Here is a 16,414-nt window from a genome sequence, read left to right as displayed (position 1 = left end):
AAATGCTTCACCAGTCATTCTCAAGTTAAGCGACGAGGTCATATGTCCAATAGGGTTTATAAGAAGCTGTGAGACAACAATAATCCGTGAAGAGGTATTATTGCTCCGCGAAGAGGTAGTGATCATTCAGGGCTCTATGAGATATTAATGTGCGTATATAACACCGCGCTATATTGAGAATGATTATTAATATCAGGAGGGGTGAGATGAACAACACGTCTGAAGTGTCCGGACTAATGCAAGTAACGAAGGAGCGCAAAGGTCTGCTGATTACAGCAAGTATCTTCTCGACCCTGTCGAGTCTGTTGCAGATTGTTCCTTTTGTCGGAGTGTATAAGATCGTTGAGGAACTGCTTACACATGCGGGGCAACCCTCTGCCATGGACAAAGATCTGTTGATCTATTGGGGGATCATCGCGTTCGTAGCCCTGATTGCAGGGCTTGTTGCGCTCTATATCGGGGGGATGTGCTCACACATCGCTGCGTTCAACATTTTGTACCAGCTCAGAGTGAGACTTGCTGAACATGTTGCCAAAGTACCGATGGGCTATCACACCCGGACGGCAACTGGTGAGCTTAAGAAGATCATCGAAGTCAGTGTGGAGAAAATTGAGAAGTTTATCGCCCATCAGTTGCCGGATCTGGTGAGTGCGATCGTTATTCCACTGATGCTCTTGGGATATCTGTTCTGGCTCGATTATCGCATGGCGCTGACGCTTTTGGTTCCGATTGGAATCGGGTTCTGGCTGCAAAGTCGTCTGTTCCGCAGTGAACGAGGCCGTCAGGCTTATCGTGATTTTCAACTTGCCATCGAAGAGATGAATGCGACGGGTGTTGAATACGTGAGAGGTATGCCTGCGGTGAAAGTATTTGGCATTACAGCCGATTCGTTTCTGACGTTCAAACAGGCGGTGACGCGGTACCGGGATATTTCGTTGAGAATAACAGATTTGTGTAAAACATCCTACGGGCTGTTTTTTGTAATCATGATCTCGTTATTTACCTTCATCGTTCCGGTGGGTATTCTGGTGTCGAGTGGAAATGCGGGGAATCAGTCGTTTGCGATCACGTTTATTCTGTTTCTGATCATTACCCCGAGTCTATCTGCTCCGTTATTGAAGTTAATGTATCTGGGTAGTGGGATGCGAGAGATTGTGGAAGGACAGAAACGGATAGAATCGGTGTTTGCCGAGCCGGTTGTACAAGAACCTGAGTTGCCTAAAGTTCCGGATACATATGAGGTTGCCTTTCGGCAGGTATCTTTTGCTTATGAACGTAAGGAGAGCGAAGCATATAAACCTGTACTTGAACAGATTGATTTTGTAGCCAAAGCAGGAGAAATGACCGCACTTGTCGGACCTTCTGGTGGGGGGAAGTCAACCATTGCGAATCTATTACTTCGTTTCTGGGATGTTCAGGAAGGTGAGATTACGATTGGTGGGATTCCGATTCAGGAGATGGGTACGGAGAAACTGATGGATACCGTGTCCTTTGTATTCCAGGATGTACATCTGTTCTACGATACGATTGAAGAGAATATTCGGATGGGCAATACATCAGCTTCACGGCTGGACGTTATAGCTGCGGCTCAAACTGCTTGCAGTCATGAATTTATTGAGAAACTGGATGCCGGATATGACACCAAAATCGGAGAAGGCGGTACGTATCTATCTGGCGGTGAAGCACAGCGAATTGCAATTGCACGAGCACTGCTTAAAAATGCTCCCATTCTGGTCCTGGATGAAGCGACGGCCTACGCGGATGCAGAGAATGAGCACAAGATCCAGCAAGGTCTGGCCCAATTGGTTCAAGGCAAAACGGTATTGATTATTGCTCATCGTCTAACAACGATTCGTGCAGCAGAGCAAATTCTCGTGATCCGACAAGGGGCAATTGCCGAGCGTGGGACACATGATCAATTGCGTGCATTAGGCGGAGTATATGAGCACATGTGGCAGACCCATATCAGTGCAGCTTCCTGGAAGCTTGGAGGTGCAGTGCAATGAGGAATTATTTATACAATATATCTGGGGGTAACCCTCGTAGTCTGCTTCCTTCGGTAATTGCAGCGATTCTGGACGGGATTGCAAAGATTGTTCCTGCGGCGCTGCTTGTGGACATATTTAATACGATCTATACGTCTTTTGCTGAACCGGACAAAGGACTGGATATCAACCGAATGTGGATTGTATGCTGCATCTTGTTTGTCTGGATTCTGGTGGAGTATGCGGCTTACGCCTCACTCTATGACAAGACCTATCGGGCAGCATACAGCCTTGCGGCCTCAGGAAGGTTGAAGTTGGCCGAACATATTCGCCATCTGTCGCTAGGTTTTTTCGGAAAACGTGATCCTGGGGATCTGACGAATCTAATCCTGAGTGATTATGGTCAGGTCGAGCATACGATCTCTCACAATCTGTCGCAGCTGATCAGCGCGATTGTGCTTCCGGTGCTTGCTTTTGGCGGACTTCTGTTGGTGGATTGGAGAATGGCCGTAGCTATGTTTATTGCCGTTCCCTTAGGTGTGGCGCTGTTATGGCTTACGGATTCGATTCAGGCACGACTGAGTGAGAACCATGTTCGAGCCAAAAACGAAGCCGCCAGTCGGCTGCAGGAGTACCTGAGCGGTATTCGTGAGATTAAGGCCCACAATATGGGGGGCAAACGTTTTGAGCGGCTACGTCGTTCTTTTGACGAATTGAAATCGGCTTCCATTCGGTTGGAAGGCATCATGGGACCGATGATCATGGGCGCGATGTTGCTTGCACGATCAGGAATGACATGGATGATTCTGGTGGGCAGTTATTTGCTTGCAGGCGGTGAGTTGTCCTTACCGGTATTTCTGTTATTTTTGCTGGTAGGTACGAAGGTATTTGAACCGTTAACGGTTGTACTGATGAGTTATGGGGAGATGCGGTACTCCGCATATAGTGCAAGGCGCATTATGGATGTGCAGCAGGAAGCTCCGATGGCAGGAAAGGGAGATGTACAGCCCAATCAGGCGATTTCATTTGACCAGGTGACCTTTGGATATGATGATCAGCAGCCGGTGTTGAAAGACTTGTCGTTTACGATTGAGCCGCATACCATTGCTGCGCTGGTTGGCCCATCCGGTAGTGGTAAGAGTACAGTCACACGTCTCATTGCCCGCTTCTGGGATGTACAGCAAGGAACGATTCGCATTGGCGGCAGACCCGTTGATCAGATGGACCCCGAGAAGCTGTTGCAGGATATCTCTGTGGTCTTCCAGGACGTGTATCTGTTCCAGGATACAATCGGCAACAACATTCGTGTAGGAAAGAAAGGCGCTACGCAATTCGAGATTGAGGAGGCGGCACGGAGAGCTTGTTGTCATGCATTTATCTCCAGTCTGCCTCAGGGATACGATACGCTCGTTGGTGAGGGTGGATCGACGTTATCTGGTGGGGAGAAACAGCGGATTTCCATTGCACGTGCCTTGTTGAAAAATGCATCGATCGTCTTGCTTGACGAAGCCACCGCTTCACTTGATCCGGAGAACGAAGCCGCGGTGCAGCAAGCGATTAATGAGCTTGTGGCCGACAAGACGGTCATTTTGATTGCACACCGATTAAAGACCATTCAGAATGCCGATCAGATTATTGTATTGGACCAAGGTCAGCTTGTAGAACAGGGAACGCATGCGCAATTGCTAGGTTACTCGGGCATCTACGCTCGTCTGTGGCAATTACAACAGGATGCTGAAGGCTGGCAGGTAAAAGTAAACGGATAATGAGTTCGATGAGATAGATAAAGTAACTGAAGCGAGTAAGCCTCATGTGGCTAATGAACTGACATAAAAGGAGAATGACAACGATGTTTAAGCGAATTCCTGTATGGATTGCACTATGCTGTATGCTCACCTTGGCGGCCTGTGGAACAACCCAGACGACCAGCGAAGTGAACAGCCCCTCCGAGGGAACGGTAAAAGCAACGACCAAAGTGATTACCAATCCAAATCGAGAAGAGATTACAATTCCCTTGAGCCCGGAGCGCATTGTCGATCTATCCGGCTCGACAGAAGAGCTATTAATCCTTGGCAAAACGCCTGTAGCGACGATGAGCGCTGATTATGGTAATCCGGAGGAAATCACACCAACCATTAAGGATCAGCTGAGTGCAGATACTGTTAATCTGGGCTGGTATGGTTCACCGTTCAGTATTGAAGCAATAGCAGGAGCCAATCCGGACCTGATTATTCTGGGAAAGGATTTTAACACGGATCAATATGAAACTTTATCTAAAATTGCACCAACAATTGCATTGCCATACTCCTACTATGATTGGAGAGAACGCCTGACATTCCTGGCAGATACGTTTGGAGAAGAAAGCAAGAAAGATGAATATCTGGCCAAGTATGATGCGAAATCTGCAGAGTGGAAACAAAAGCTGGAGGCGGCTGTACATGGTGAATCCTTTGCCGTAATTGAGACATATCCAAACAACCTGGTCATTTATTCCAATAAAGGGGCAGCTGAGATGTTATACAGTGAATGGGGCCTGAAGCGCACAGAGGGTATCCCTGATCCAGAGGGCTGGGGAGGCAAAGAGATCGCTCTAGAGGCTCTAGTTACCGTTAATCCGGATCGTCTGCTGTTGATGGAGAATAGTGAGAACAAGATGGTCGATAGCAAGGTGTGGAATAACATGAACGCAGTGAAGAATGGCAAGATCTATAAAATCTCCAATGTCGATAATTATAATTATTCATACACAGCGATGGGGAGAATGGAGCTTATGGACCGTTTGGGTACGATGATTCTGGAAGGCCAGAAGTAGTTGTTGGATTAGAGCAATTCATGATGGATTAACTTTAACATTTACAGAATCTAATGGCGGCTTATGTATAATTGTGTAGTTTGTTCGAAATCATGTAACTTGAGCGGTTCTGGCTGCGTTTAGACATTGGGGTGATCTGATGTTGGTGAACGCGGTTCAACGTTACATGGTATTAGGACTGATATTTATCGGAATCTTCTTTACAGCACTCATCGTTCTTGAGAGGATAGAAGGGTACCATATTACAACGACAGAGTATTACGGCTTACGTAATCTAGGGGGCTTGATATATATGTTGTCGCTCATCCTGGGATTTGGTCACTATTTACTCGCTTTTTATGTTGTTATTCTTATCCCGATCTCATGGCTGCTGCGGAAATATGTATGCTTTCCTATGGTGAGAACTTTCATCTATATGATTGGGTTTGGATGGGGCGGGCTATGGGTTTTTGATCTCATGTACAATCCATATTTCGTGAGTGGATACCATCTGAACCAAATGACATCGATATGGATATTTGCCATCGCCGGTTTAGTCTACGCCATTGTGGAGAATAAGATTTGGCGAAGAGGGCAGATGCAGAACGAACAGAAGGCTACTTAACAAATGTTGAGTAGCTTTCTCGGTTTACATAATTATTATGGTGTTTTCATTGGGGAATCAGTTAGAAAGGATTATGTAAGAGTAAGTAGTGAACATGAACAGCGGTTGAGTTAATTCGATAGTTTGTTATAAAATTCACAAGGGATGCGAGTGAAATGGAATAGGAGTTTTATCGTAAATAGGTAAAATTTTCTGTTATACTATTTGAGTTGTGTACATAAAGTTAGATATTTTAATGAAGGGAGTTCATGAAAGAAATTAGCCGTTTAGTTTAAAATTGTAGTTTGGAGGAAAGCATTTTGTATAAAGCAGGTTTTTGGATTAGATTAGCAGCAAGTGTGTTGGATAGTCTGATTATTTCAATTCCATTAGTAATTATTGCAGGTGTGCTTACGGGGAACTTTGATGCGGATGAGCCGATTGCCAAACTGCTTAGTGCGTTATACTCAATCTTATTACCAGTTTACTGGTATGGTCGAACCATAGGGAAACGTATATGTGGAATTCGTATACGCCAATACGACACACACGAACCGCCAAAAATTGGTACAATGCTGATGCGAGTTGTTGTAGCTGGACTTGTGTACGTATTAACTTTGGGTATCGGAGTTATTGTGAGTGCTTTTATGGTCGGTATGCGTGAGGATCGACGTGCGATTCATGACTTCGTAGCAGGAACAGAAGTAGTTTGGGATTAATCGGATTAAAGTCAGGTAGAAGTAAAAAAAAGGCTGCACAGAGTTAAAAATCATGTGCAGCCTTTAAAAACATTATTACTGTTTCACAAAACTCGTATTTTGTACATATGTATTCAATTCATATCGCTATCGTTTCCCGATAGTTGTCTGAGGACAAGAACATTGTTCCTTAAAAGACAACAACATTGTTCCATTGCCGCCTATACCTTACCTTTTTACTGCAACAAAAAACCGTTAATCATCATATCACAGATTTAACGGTCCTAAAAATTTAATCTCTTCACATATTCTTCAACTGATTTTTGTAATACTTTCTTTTCAACAACATCATGGGTGTTTCTTCTGATCAGTATCGCAACTGATTGAGGTGTATAAGACGTCATAGTATAAATATTACGTTTGGCACTTTCGTGTTGATATGGACAAACGTATTTATAAGACGACACTTCTTCATTTTCTGAATAGTGATACTCGATGGAACTTGATGAGATTTTCTCAACAAAGTTGTATTTCAGAGCTACGTTTGGAAAAGATCGATCTCTCATTGTATTTATTTCGTTCCAAGAAGGCGTGCTAATTTCCTTACTCCTCTTCCCTGCTATCTCCAGCCAGGCATTAAAAAAATTTTCGCTGAATTGAAAAACTAGTTTTTCAATAATCCAAAAGAGAACTCTTGCATCAATACAACGTTGGATTTTCATTTGAAGACTTACAATTTGTTCGCAGAAATAATCTAATTGATCCTCAATTATCAAAGGAGCTCCCTCAGATATATTGATTTTCCTTAGAGAATTTTCGTCAAAAAAATGTTCCTTTTTGAAAAGAGATTTTCTCCAAAAAACATATGCGTATGCATAAGGGCAAATCTCAGGGAATTCGGCCATATCATCTGTTTTTCTAAGTTCCATCAATTGAGTAATACAATGTTGATGGTTCCGAAGGAGATTCTGGAATAACCTGTCTTCGACTCGTCTACAAGCTTGTGTGTTTTTTCTCAATAATTCCTTTTGGAACGATTTAGAATAATAATCATTTTGGTGAAGGGGTTCTATTGAATCAAAATGATTAGTTTCCTTGGGCTCGGCTTTAATTAACAGCTTCAGATTGCAATGTTGCTCATGAACGATCCATTTAGGTTGTACCTCTAATTGATGCATGTTCGATCGAATCCATTCTAAAACAGCTTGATCTATTTGCTCTGGTCCTTTCCATTCATTCCAACTGGATATATGAAAGGATCCAATAGGAAACCCGCACTTACATCTGAAAGCATAACCCAACTGTTTATTAGACAATAAAAAGGGTATTGTCTCATTACAATCAGGGCAGCTATTGATCAGATTAAGATTATGAAATGCACATTTGTCTAAAAGCTTAAACTGGTGAAGCCAAGAATGAAAACCTCCTTCCATACACTTTGGGCACCAATGCAATTTTCTATGAAACCAGTGGCTCCATGTACTGTATAATCCATGGAATGGCGCAATCAATGCATTAATTATATTTTTATTGTGTTCTAACAAATCAAAATTTAGTGTTTGATGAAGTTTTTGAAGATCAAATCCATTTAGCAGCAAAAGATTTCGATGATAGTCTCCGATGTACTGCTTGATATTCTTTACTTTTGGATTACCAAAAACTTTTAAAATCTCATTTCTATCTACAAGATTAACCAAGGCTAATTTTTCAAATACTGACCAAGGTGATTCGTATTCATAGATCCACTCTTTCCTCCAAACGATATTCATTTTTTGTCTTCCTTTCGCGCTAAAGCCATGTAAATTTCAGATTCTATATAACCCGTAACTTTTATGGCCTCTAACCACTGCTGTGAAGTAATCCATTCAAGTTCATGGCCATGCGCACCGAAGATTTTCAGAGCATTTTCTACGGCATAAGTAAAGTACTCCATGGGAATTTCAAGCTTTGATGTTACACCATGTTCTTGGCGAAGGTCCATGAATTGATGGTAAATAATGCCGGCATCTTTCTCCAGACGGAATCCTTTATCATATCCTTTTGGAAAGAAGTATCTGGTGAAGCTACAATTGCTATTTTCAGGATACTCTGAAATTTCAGGTGAATCGTAGCAGCGAAGTACACTTTTAATGTCTTCTAGTGAGGTGATTCCAAAAAAACGATGCTCGTGTGTCATAAATCGTCCGATGATTTGTGATTTACCATGGCCAAGGAAAAACGTTCGTCTATTCAATAACTCTTCTTGACCCGCAGAGATTATGGACATGCTAATCTTTGCACGATCTAGCTGATTGTAAATATCCATTAACCATTGATAATGAGCCTCAGTTAAGTTTTGCCCTTCATCCATAATTACTATGACCCTTCTTGTACCTGATGTCTCCGCTTTCTCTTTTAATAAGTTAACAATTTGATTTCTCAACTCGGCTGATTTTCTACGTGATACAAACGGAAATTCAAAATCATGTAGAAGGTCAGAATAGAATTTCTCCTCACTAGGAAACTTGTATGAATTACTATTGGCTATAAAAATGGGGATAGGCGCGTTTATAAAGTTTGGTAAATTCTCTAGAGCATACTTTAGTGCAGTTGTCTTACCTAAGCGGGGGCGCCCATAAACTATCATTCCAGGTAATCGATTCATTACAATCTTTTTAAGATTATCCATTAACCGAAGCACTTCTTTAGTCGGAAGCATATAGTGTCCCACTTCAATAGGGTGTGTCCCGGGTTTCTCCATAATTGTGCTCTCCTTTATTAATACATTTTAGTCTTAAATTGTTTTAACATGCGTTCGTAATTTTCCATCTCATTGAGCTTTTCTCTATTGAGTTGCTCTTCCCGAGCTTTATCTAGAAGTTCATTTTGGAAACTAGCTTCATCTAAAGCTTTAGTTTGTTCAGCAGGTGGGTTTTCAGGTTTATAAGTACTATCTTCATTTACACGAACTTGTTTGTTGACCAATTTTTTAGATTTTTTTTGATTCATAAGATAGTCAGTATATATAAAAATAGGGTCGTCCCAGGTTGTAAGATGTATCAATTTATCTTTAACTAGGGAATTTATGGATTTTCTTGTTTGTAGAGAATGTGGAGTTAAGGACCACCTTCCGCTTGCTGTCAGATAGCCAAATTCGCTCCCATCGGGTAGATATGCTTTTAATGTTCTAAGATCATCGACATTTACATGGAGTATGAGCTCTGTATTTAACAAGTATGCGGAATTAGCAAGTCTTTCACTTCTATACGATACACCTTCATATTGAACATACGGCTTCTTTCCTGATTCCAGTGATCCGCGTATAGTTCGTTTTTGGATGGTTTGCATAAAGAGTAGCTCCGATCTTTTCTCTTTTTCTAGGAGTCTTGGCTTTAACCCCGAAACATTCATTCTTTTTTCAAGTAGTTCTAGTGGAGTTTGATGATAGATTCCCCCGTGAGGTGTTCCATTATAATTTGAAATTAATACATCAATCAGTTGTTTTAGATGCTCATACGTGATATTTAGCTGTATTGCTTGTTCTTCAGGATTCTTTCTTCTCGGATCCTTCGGTCCACTTCCTGTAGTGTTGGGTAAGCGGTGAAATCCATTTTCCTCAAGCGTTTTGAAGAATCGTTCAATAATTCCCCTTCTCATGGGCAGGGCTACTGGTCCAAGATTCATAAAACACCCAATCAAATTTTCAAGCCGATCTTTTACCATTCGAGCATAGTGAGATTTGGCATTATCTAAGCAAATAACGTCCCAAACGGCCCAAGCTATTTCTGGGAACTTTTCTGAAGGAAAGCCTCCCACTGAATGATAAGATAATCCGGGTATCGTGAGTTCTAGACGTTTATGTGGTATTACTGCATTACGTACACAATGCATTACATCACTTGCGCTATATTCTTGATTTAAACTTATGGCGTACCCCAGGATATTTCGGGTCGCCACGTCAATAATTGTAAGGATCCATAAGCGCCTTAGTATCCTGGATACGGAGTCCCCTTCAGGTGTATTCATTTCTACAGCAAAGAAACCATCAATTCGATGAGCGTCGAATTGAACTTTTTGAAACGGAAATAAGTTTGAAAGTTGGTTTTGTACCCCTTCTCCAACATACCTTGCTTTTTGTATTGCATCGTCCCCGAAACGCTCTGCAGATCTAGAAAAATTTTCAACGGCGAATTTTCTAAGATACCGCTGGACAGCTTTATATCCCATACACTCTGTATTTAAGGGATAATCAGCTTGTGTGAGGCCTATCTCACGACATTTTTCGACGAAACGTTTATGAATATATTTAATTTTCATGACGGGCTCTAGTGAACGTTTCTTTTTGCCGTGAAACAGGTCCTCTATAAGTTCTCTAAGTTCAGGATATCTATCGAGTAAACGAATAAATTCCCCTGTTTTTCTACCGACGTTATATTTTTTACTCAGTAGATCTAGTTGATACTTATTTACATTCTTCTGTGGAATTAAAGCTCTGAATCCCCAAACTATACCCTCTTGATCATATTGCATACAACGTTTAGCGAATCTTCTGACGTTTTGACGGGCAATTCCTGTTACGTGTTTGATTTCTTCTAAACTCTCTTTCTGAAAGTACATTATCACGGCTTTTTTACGTATACGGAATTTTAAACATTCTGATTCTTGGAGCACACTTTCATCAACGGTAAGCCAAAGTTCTGGATTCGTTTGTTCAAGTGTTAAGCCGCTTTGTTCATAAACTCGCTCTCTACTCACGCTTATATACCTCCAAACCATTCCCGAAAATTTGATCTTCGATGTTTGCACAGACATGCCCTTCATAATACAACCACTTCAGTGCCAAATTCACCTCTGCAACAGAATACTGAGTTAATTCTTGAGTAATATCTGATATTGTTCTCTTGTTAAAAGAAATACTATGTAGTACATCTAAAGTGCATGCAGGCTTAGTACTATTGAGGACTGCTGTCACTATAGATGTTCTGTTCTCTACTGAATGCCGTCCACTCCTAATTGTTTTTTCAGTACGTACCTCATAGGCTTTATTATTTATCCTGCACCATTCTTGTTGTGCCTCAATTTGACGTTTTGTTCGATCATATTTAGGAAGATTTGATGTGAGTTCCTTCTCGTATTTGACTTCAACAAAGGTTTCAGAACCATCTTGATTTAAAATCCACATATCAAATATACTTGTGCGTAGTTGACCCTTCAAAACATAAGATATCTTCAAAGGTTGTTCACAGTATGTGATAACCTTAGGGTTCGTCTCCACGGTAAGCCAGTGGTCAAACTCTAGGTCACTGTAAAGTTCAATGTTGCGGTTTCCTACTTTGTTTCCTCGTGAGTTCCAGTAGTTATTCCCATACTTCATACTTCTTGGAATCTTGATCGGTTCATATTGGATGCGATCATTACTTTCCATGAAAAACATCCCTTTCTTAATTTTGTTTATGGTATGAACAAATATGGAGTTTTTTATACTTCTCTATGTATAATAAGTCTCTCTCTATGAACATACTAAGATGTAATAGAATGATAGATGGAGGGGTTCAATTGTCCGAAGAAGAGTTTTATAAATGGCTGGGAGAGCGTCTACGAGGTCTTAGAAAATCTAAAAAGAAAACACAAAAGGAGATTTGTCAGAGTTATCCTCTTGCTCGATCTTCGTTAGCAAATATTGAGCGAGGGAGGCATATGATCAGTGCATATAACCTATATCTGATTCTTGATGTTTTAGATGTTCCTCTGGAAAAGGTATTTAATGAGTAATCGTATAAATGAAGACGTTATTTAAATGTATAAATAGACAATGAAATGGGAACACCTCCAGGAAAAGAACAAAGGATGTGTTTCAGTTATGAAAGTACAAGAAAATCGTGATCTAAAAAAACTATCAGTTATATCAGAAGTGCTGCCACAGGTGATTGCTACATTTATTAAAAAAAAGCTAAGTGAGAACGTTTCCCCTTCAACTCTATTAGAATATTCAAGGGATTTTCGTATATTCTTCAGTTGGGCTAGGCCAAAACTATGGCCATACGTTGCTTCTGAGAGCGAGCTCGAGTTAGAGTTGTTTAATGATATTAAACGTGAGCACGTGCATGATTTTGTTGGATATCTCTATGCTTCAAGAAAATTGCAATACAGCTCAATGCTCCGTAAGTTCCACTCACTACGTTCATTATTTAACTATTTACATCTTGAGTTTGAAAGCAATGGGGTTCCGGTTATAAAACGTAATATATTTGCTACCTTCACGATGGAGAGACCCAAAGCACCACTTGAGGTAGCTCGCCAATTACAAACCAAAGTATTACGGTCTGAGGAGATCGATCAATTTGTTCGATTTGTTCAGTCAGGAATTAGCGAACAGAATAATGTTCAAGCTCAATGGTTTTACATTCAAAATCGAGATCGTGATGTAAGTATAATTACATTACTCTTGGACTCGGGCTTAATCGTTAGTGATTTAGAGAATATGGACATAAATGATATAAATCTCAAAGACGACTACATTCTAATTACAAGGCAACAAGCCAAAGTCAGAAAGAATCATAAAGTTAAGTTTGGTGAACAAGCCAAACGATACCTTATTGATTATATAAATGTAAGAATTAACTCTTACAATCCGTATGAAGGTGAAAAAGCATTTTTCTTAGCTAGACCCAATGGAGAAGCACACGGAAAACGAATTTCCAAAAGGGCTATTCAAGCTTTGGTTAAGAAGTATGCTTTAAAATTCGGTGCCTCAGAACTTACTACAAGGCAACTTACCCACTCTTTCGGGCTGCAGTACTCTGAAAGTAATACAGTTAGTAATACAAAACAGCAAATGGCTCAGCGAAATATAGAATCAGTTGAAAAATACTTAATTTTGTCTAGCATTATCAAATGAAGATCATGAAGAGCCTTATCTATTTTGATGAGGCTCTATTTTTTATAGTGAAGTCTTAGTTTATCTGTTTAGTTATGCTTTTCTTAAGCATCTTTAATTTGTTTAGTTGCTCATGATAATGTTCAACTTCTTTCAAATTCAAGTCGCTGGAATTAACCCACGTAGCCAGACTTACCTCCTGGTGTTTTAAAGAAATAATAATTATGGCTTCATGATAGTTTTGTAAGTAAATAATCGGTATCTTCCACTCTCCGTTCTCTCTCGCTATTACAAACCATTTCTTTTTTATCACTGCACGGTTTGTGTATATTCTGTCATTAAACAATATTCCTCGAGCTGTTATGGTAGCAATTCCAACATAAGCTTTTAGGTGACTTGTCATCTCCTCCACCTCCTTTATCATTTATGTCCAACAAATTGATATATAAACTTATCATTTTAAATAAATAATCTATATACATTAATGTATCGGAGGTTTTGCATTGTTTAGACTGAATTAGAGGTGTGGCAATGAACGAACCTGTTTTAAGATTAGTAGGACAACGTGTTCGAGAATTACGGAAAAAACAAGGATATTCGCAGGAAGAATTAGGCGAAATGGCTGGTTTTCACTTCTCCTACATTGGAGGCGTTGAACGTGCCGAAAAAAATATCACCTTGTTAAATCTTCAAAAAATTGCGGATGCTCTTCAAGTCAATGTCCATGAACTCTTTGTTTACAGCAAGTATGTTAAGACTGGAACCAATGATAAAGAGAAATTGCTAAATGAGATCAATGAGAAGCTTTGGCCTATGAAATCTTCCGATTTAAAAAAGGTTAACCTGCTCTTATCTGAATTTTTCGATAGTTAACACAAAAAAACCAATGTCCTCTGACATCGGTTTTTTGTGTTTCAAATTTATTGCTTCCACTCTGCTTCACTTTGTATGTTAATCCAAGAGTATCTGTTATTCTGCTGTATACGTCCCTCCATCATATTGCGCTCGCTTTTTAATGTTAAAAGCAAATATTTCGTTTGGATGTTCTCCACCTGTAGATGTTTATACACTTGTGACAATGAAAAGTATCCTCTAGCTGCATATAATCTCACTTGTTCCATGTTAATCTTTCCACTTCGTTGTAGCAGCTTCCTCCCTCCCATTTTATATGCAGCATCTGCATCAATGTTTGGATCTGAAATTACTATACTTAGCTTCCCTACAGGTAAGGTTACTTTGTGCTGATTCGTACGCAACATTTCTTTACATGCCAGATTGCGTATAGATTCCCAGTGTTCAACAAAGCTAGAGTGGATCCTTTTATAATGCTTCCATTGGCCTAAACACCAGTATATGTTGTTGTTTGTGATGTTCTTTCTATATGCAAAGAGTTCCTCTTCTCTCTGGCCGCTATTAGCTCTGATCGGAGAAAATCTTAAGTAAGGGTTGCTAGCTATACAGAATTCTTGAAGTAATACTTTTTCTGACTCATTTAATTTGTTTAGTTTAATTCGGACCACCTTAGATAGAACACCATGATTATCAAATAAATCGAACAATTGCTGATTTTTCAGATCGTACTCTTTAGTTGCAATAAATTTGCCAACAACATTTTGTTCTGTCCACTCAAGTCTCTGAAGTCCAAGGGATGATTGATATTCACCTATGGCTTGTCTAAGCAATTGGACTTTCGCACCTGAACTGTGCATTTGCTCATAGTTCCATGATTGAACAAAATAAAGGATTTTTTCTATGCTCACTAATCTATTCTCCTTTGCTTCAGCAGATTAGTGAGTGGTATTGACTACTTTTATAAATTTTATTCAAAGTAAAGATTAGTGAGTATCAGAATTGGTCTCAATATATGGATAAATGTGTTTATTTGTACCTATCTTCCTCGTGATTTTTCTCATTTCATATGGTCTATTATGCTAACCGTATGAAATTGGTTGAGTCAAACATCTACATGACGTGCTACTTCGTTATCACTTATAAAGAATAAAGCCAGCATTTAAGCGCTGGCTTTTCATTAATTAGAAAGCGTTTATTTATCTTTGAGAAATGACGGCCTTCCATAGTTTGCCTTTCGCTGGTAAACAACAGTCACTTCCCGATCAGGACCACCATCTAACGAAGGAGCCATGAGTTTCACTTTCGGAAGGTCGCCAACTCGCTGTTGTTTAATAAACTCTTCATTCGTTTTACTCATTTTAATCCCCCCAAAAAAAAGATGATTTAATATGGTGAGCAGTTCTTGATTGATTTTCTTTAAACTCTTCAATTGAAACCTTTTTTTGACTCCGATATGAAGAGTGACTCAATTTTACCCAAAGGATAACATAGTTAATGTGAAAATGACACTCTGTCATCATAACTGTTGAATGTTACATCAAAACAATAGATACCGACCCTTTAACTTCAAAGGTCAGTTTACCCAAAATCGAGAGAAGAAAAAATGGTTTTACCGATAAGACATCTTACCTTTCGGGGAACCGGCATGATTGGCAGCGCAGAAGACGTTCTTAAACTGCTGGAAGCTTTGCCGCAGGGAGGGAATCCGATTCTGTCGATGGTTCAGCCGCAGAAATTGCAACCAATTAAATTCTTAATCTGATTATGTCCTATCTATTTGCCGGGGAGAGGTTTTGGCCTTGGTTTCACGCAGCTAAAAGACTCAGCATAAACAAATACACCTGAATCGCCGAATCGAGGCGGACGGGCAGTACCGTGGTCACTCCTGGTTTGTTGATCCGAGTGAGGAGCTTAGTGTTGTAGCGTTCACCAATATGGCGCTTGAAGGAATGTCAGGCTTGTTTTACAACGGAGCTGTGCTAATCTGTCTACAAAGGCATTCAAAGAAATTAAGTAAAGAGTAAGAAAGTAACACACTCCCTAGTCTAACTATACGGAGAATCAGGCGGTTATATATTCAAGTTGATCCTTCCAGTGATTCGTTGGAAAACGTCACTTAAACGGCTGGCACTTCTAATTGCCAATTAATCATTTTAAAAGTCTAATGAATCAACAAGGCACAAGATTCTGAGATAAGCCCACCTTAACTCAGACGGTCACACCACAACAAATGGCAAAATGAGAGGTCCTATTTCGCTTTTCATTCTTAAGTCTATCTAATCGGTAATGGGAACAAGAATTTGTACCGATAAAATAAAAAAGCCGCTAAAATAGCGACTTTAATGAGAACAGTAACCTCCTCTGTTTGAGGACAAGGAAGAATAAAAAAGGGCTTAGTCCTCTTTTTTATCTTACTCCGTTGTTGAAAAATCAGGTCCTCAACGTTGATTTTAAGCACTTTGCATTTTTCGATCTTCTGTATTAAAAGATGTCACCTTCTAAAATTAAATTGAGTAATCTATTTGTCAAAAGAACTTGATATCGATTCAAATCGAAGATTTGGAAGGCGTACATTTAAAATGAAGAACCACAAAAGAATTTAAGAATGATAGATTACGCTCTCTGAAA

At 40.0% G+C, this 16,414-nt stretch carries 16 protein-coding genes; 9 read left to right on the top strand and 7 right to left on the bottom strand.

Annotated elements, in window-relative coordinates:
* Positions 1–206: 206 nt before the first annotated feature.
* The 5 genes from MHB43_RS17955 to MHB43_RS17935 all read left to right on the top strand — a co-directional run bounded on the left by MHB43_RS17955 (position 207) and on the right by MHB43_RS17935 (position 6,099).
* Positions 207–2,006: an ABC transporter ATP-binding protein gene (locus MHB43_RS17955; protein WP_405117654.1), complete on the top strand. Its 1,800-nt coding sequence runs from the start codon at positions 207–209 to the stop codon at positions 2,004–2,006.
* Entirely contained in the window at positions 2,003–3,751 is a 1,749-nt protein-coding gene (locus tag MHB43_RS17950) for an ABC transporter ATP-binding protein (RefSeq protein WP_405117653.1), read from the top strand. Before MHB43_RS17955 ends, MHB43_RS17950 begins: the two co-directional genes overlap by 4 nt.
* A gap of 83 nt (positions 3,752–3,834) precedes the next feature.
* Positions 3,835–4,797, top strand: a complete 963-nt coding sequence (locus tag MHB43_RS17945; protein WP_339304028.1) for an ABC transporter substrate-binding protein — start codon at positions 3,835–3,837, stop codon at positions 4,795–4,797.
* A gap of 139 nt (positions 4,798–4,936) precedes the next feature.
* Positions 4,937–5,401 carry a hypothetical protein gene (locus MHB43_RS17940; protein WP_405117652.1) on the top strand — a complete coding sequence of 155 codons (465 nt, stop codon included), beginning with the start codon at positions 4,937–4,939 and terminating at the stop codon, positions 5,399–5,401.
* Positions 5,402–5,700: 299 nt separating this feature from the next.
* Positions 5,701–6,099 carry an RDD family protein gene (locus tag MHB43_RS17935; RefSeq protein ID WP_339176930.1) on the top strand — a complete coding sequence of 133 codons (399 nt, stop codon included), beginning with the start codon at positions 5,701–5,703 and terminating at the stop codon, positions 6,097–6,099.
* Positions 6,100–6,362: 263 nt separating this feature from the next.
* Here MHB43_RS17935 and MHB43_RS17930 read toward each other — a convergent pair whose 3' ends face one another.
* Genes MHB43_RS17930 through MHB43_RS17915 form a run of 4 tightly spaced genes read right to left on the bottom strand, consistent with a single transcriptional unit; the run spans position 6,363 to position 11,482 of the window.
* A complete protein-coding gene (locus MHB43_RS17930; protein ID WP_405117651.1) occupies positions 6,363–7,847 on the bottom strand; it encodes a hypothetical protein in 1,485 nt (494 codons plus the stop codon).
* Positions 7,844–8,818, bottom strand: coding sequence for an AAA family ATPase (locus MHB43_RS17925; RefSeq protein WP_405117650.1), 975 nt, complete (start codon positions 8,816–8,818; stop codon positions 7,844–7,846). Before MHB43_RS17925 ends, MHB43_RS17930 begins: the two co-directional genes overlap by 4 nt.
* A 17-nt stretch (positions 8,819–8,835) precedes the next feature.
* Positions 8,836–10,812, bottom strand: coding sequence for a hypothetical protein (locus tag MHB43_RS17920; protein ID WP_405117649.1), 1,977 nt, complete (start codon positions 10,810–10,812; stop codon positions 8,836–8,838).
* A complete protein-coding gene (locus tag MHB43_RS17915; RefSeq protein WP_405117648.1) occupies positions 10,805–11,482 on the bottom strand; it encodes a Tn7 transposase TnsA N-terminal domain-containing protein in 678 nt (225 codons plus the stop codon). Before MHB43_RS17915 ends, MHB43_RS17920 begins: the two co-directional genes overlap by 8 nt.
* Positions 11,483–11,613: 131 nt before the next feature.
* Here MHB43_RS17915 and MHB43_RS17910 point away from each other — a divergent pair, with 131 nt between their 5' ends.
* Together MHB43_RS17910 and MHB43_RS17905 are read left to right on the top strand one after the other, a co-directional pair.
* Entirely contained in the window at positions 11,614–11,829 is a 216-nt protein-coding gene (locus MHB43_RS17910) for a helix-turn-helix domain-containing protein (protein WP_405117647.1), read from the top strand.
* A gap of 88 nt (positions 11,830–11,917) precedes the next feature.
* Entirely contained in the window at positions 11,918–12,955 is a 1,038-nt protein-coding gene (locus tag MHB43_RS17905) for a tyrosine-type recombinase/integrase (RefSeq protein ID WP_405117646.1), read from the top strand.
* A 55-nt stretch (positions 12,956–13,010) separates the two neighbouring features.
* Here MHB43_RS17905 and MHB43_RS17900 read toward each other — a convergent pair whose 3' ends face one another.
* The gene (locus MHB43_RS17900) at positions 13,011–13,337 is read right to left on the bottom strand and encodes a hypothetical protein (protein ID WP_405117645.1); all 327 of its coding nucleotides are present in this window, start codon (positions 13,335–13,337) and stop codon (positions 13,011–13,013) included.
* A 128-nt stretch (positions 13,338–13,465) separates the two neighbouring features.
* On the opposite strand from MHB43_RS17900, the gene MHB43_RS17895 reads away from it, so the two are divergent.
* Positions 13,466–13,807, top strand: a complete 342-nt coding sequence (locus MHB43_RS17895) for a helix-turn-helix domain-containing protein (protein WP_405117644.1) — start codon at positions 13,466–13,468, stop codon at positions 13,805–13,807.
* Positions 13,808–13,854: 47 nt separating this feature from the next.
* On the opposite strand, the gene MHB43_RS17890 is transcribed toward MHB43_RS17895, so the two are convergent.
* Together MHB43_RS17890 and MHB43_RS17885 are read right to left on the bottom strand one after the other, a co-directional pair.
* Complete coding sequence (locus MHB43_RS17890; protein WP_405117643.1) at positions 13,855–14,694, bottom strand: hypothetical protein; 840 nt, start codon at positions 14,692–14,694, stop codon at positions 13,855–13,857.
* A gap of 284 nt (positions 14,695–14,978) precedes the next feature.
* On the bottom strand, positions 14,979–15,143 hold the full coding sequence (locus tag MHB43_RS17885; RefSeq protein ID WP_405117642.1) for a hypothetical protein: 165 nt from the start codon (positions 15,141–15,143) through the stop codon (positions 14,979–14,981).
* Between the two features lie 246 nt (positions 15,144–15,389).
* On the opposite strand from MHB43_RS17885, the gene MHB43_RS17880 reads away from it, so the two are divergent.
* A complete protein-coding gene (locus MHB43_RS17880; RefSeq protein WP_405117641.1) occupies positions 15,390–15,548 on the top strand; it encodes a hypothetical protein in 159 nt (52 codons plus the stop codon).
* Positions 15,549–16,414 lie beyond the last annotated feature (866 nt).

Source organism: Paenibacillus sp. FSL H8-0317 (assembly GCF_045040685.1).
Classification (GTDB): Bacteria; Bacillota; Bacilli; order Paenibacillales; family Paenibacillaceae; genus Paenibacillus.
This window is presented reverse-complemented; position numbering and strand designations above follow the sequence as displayed.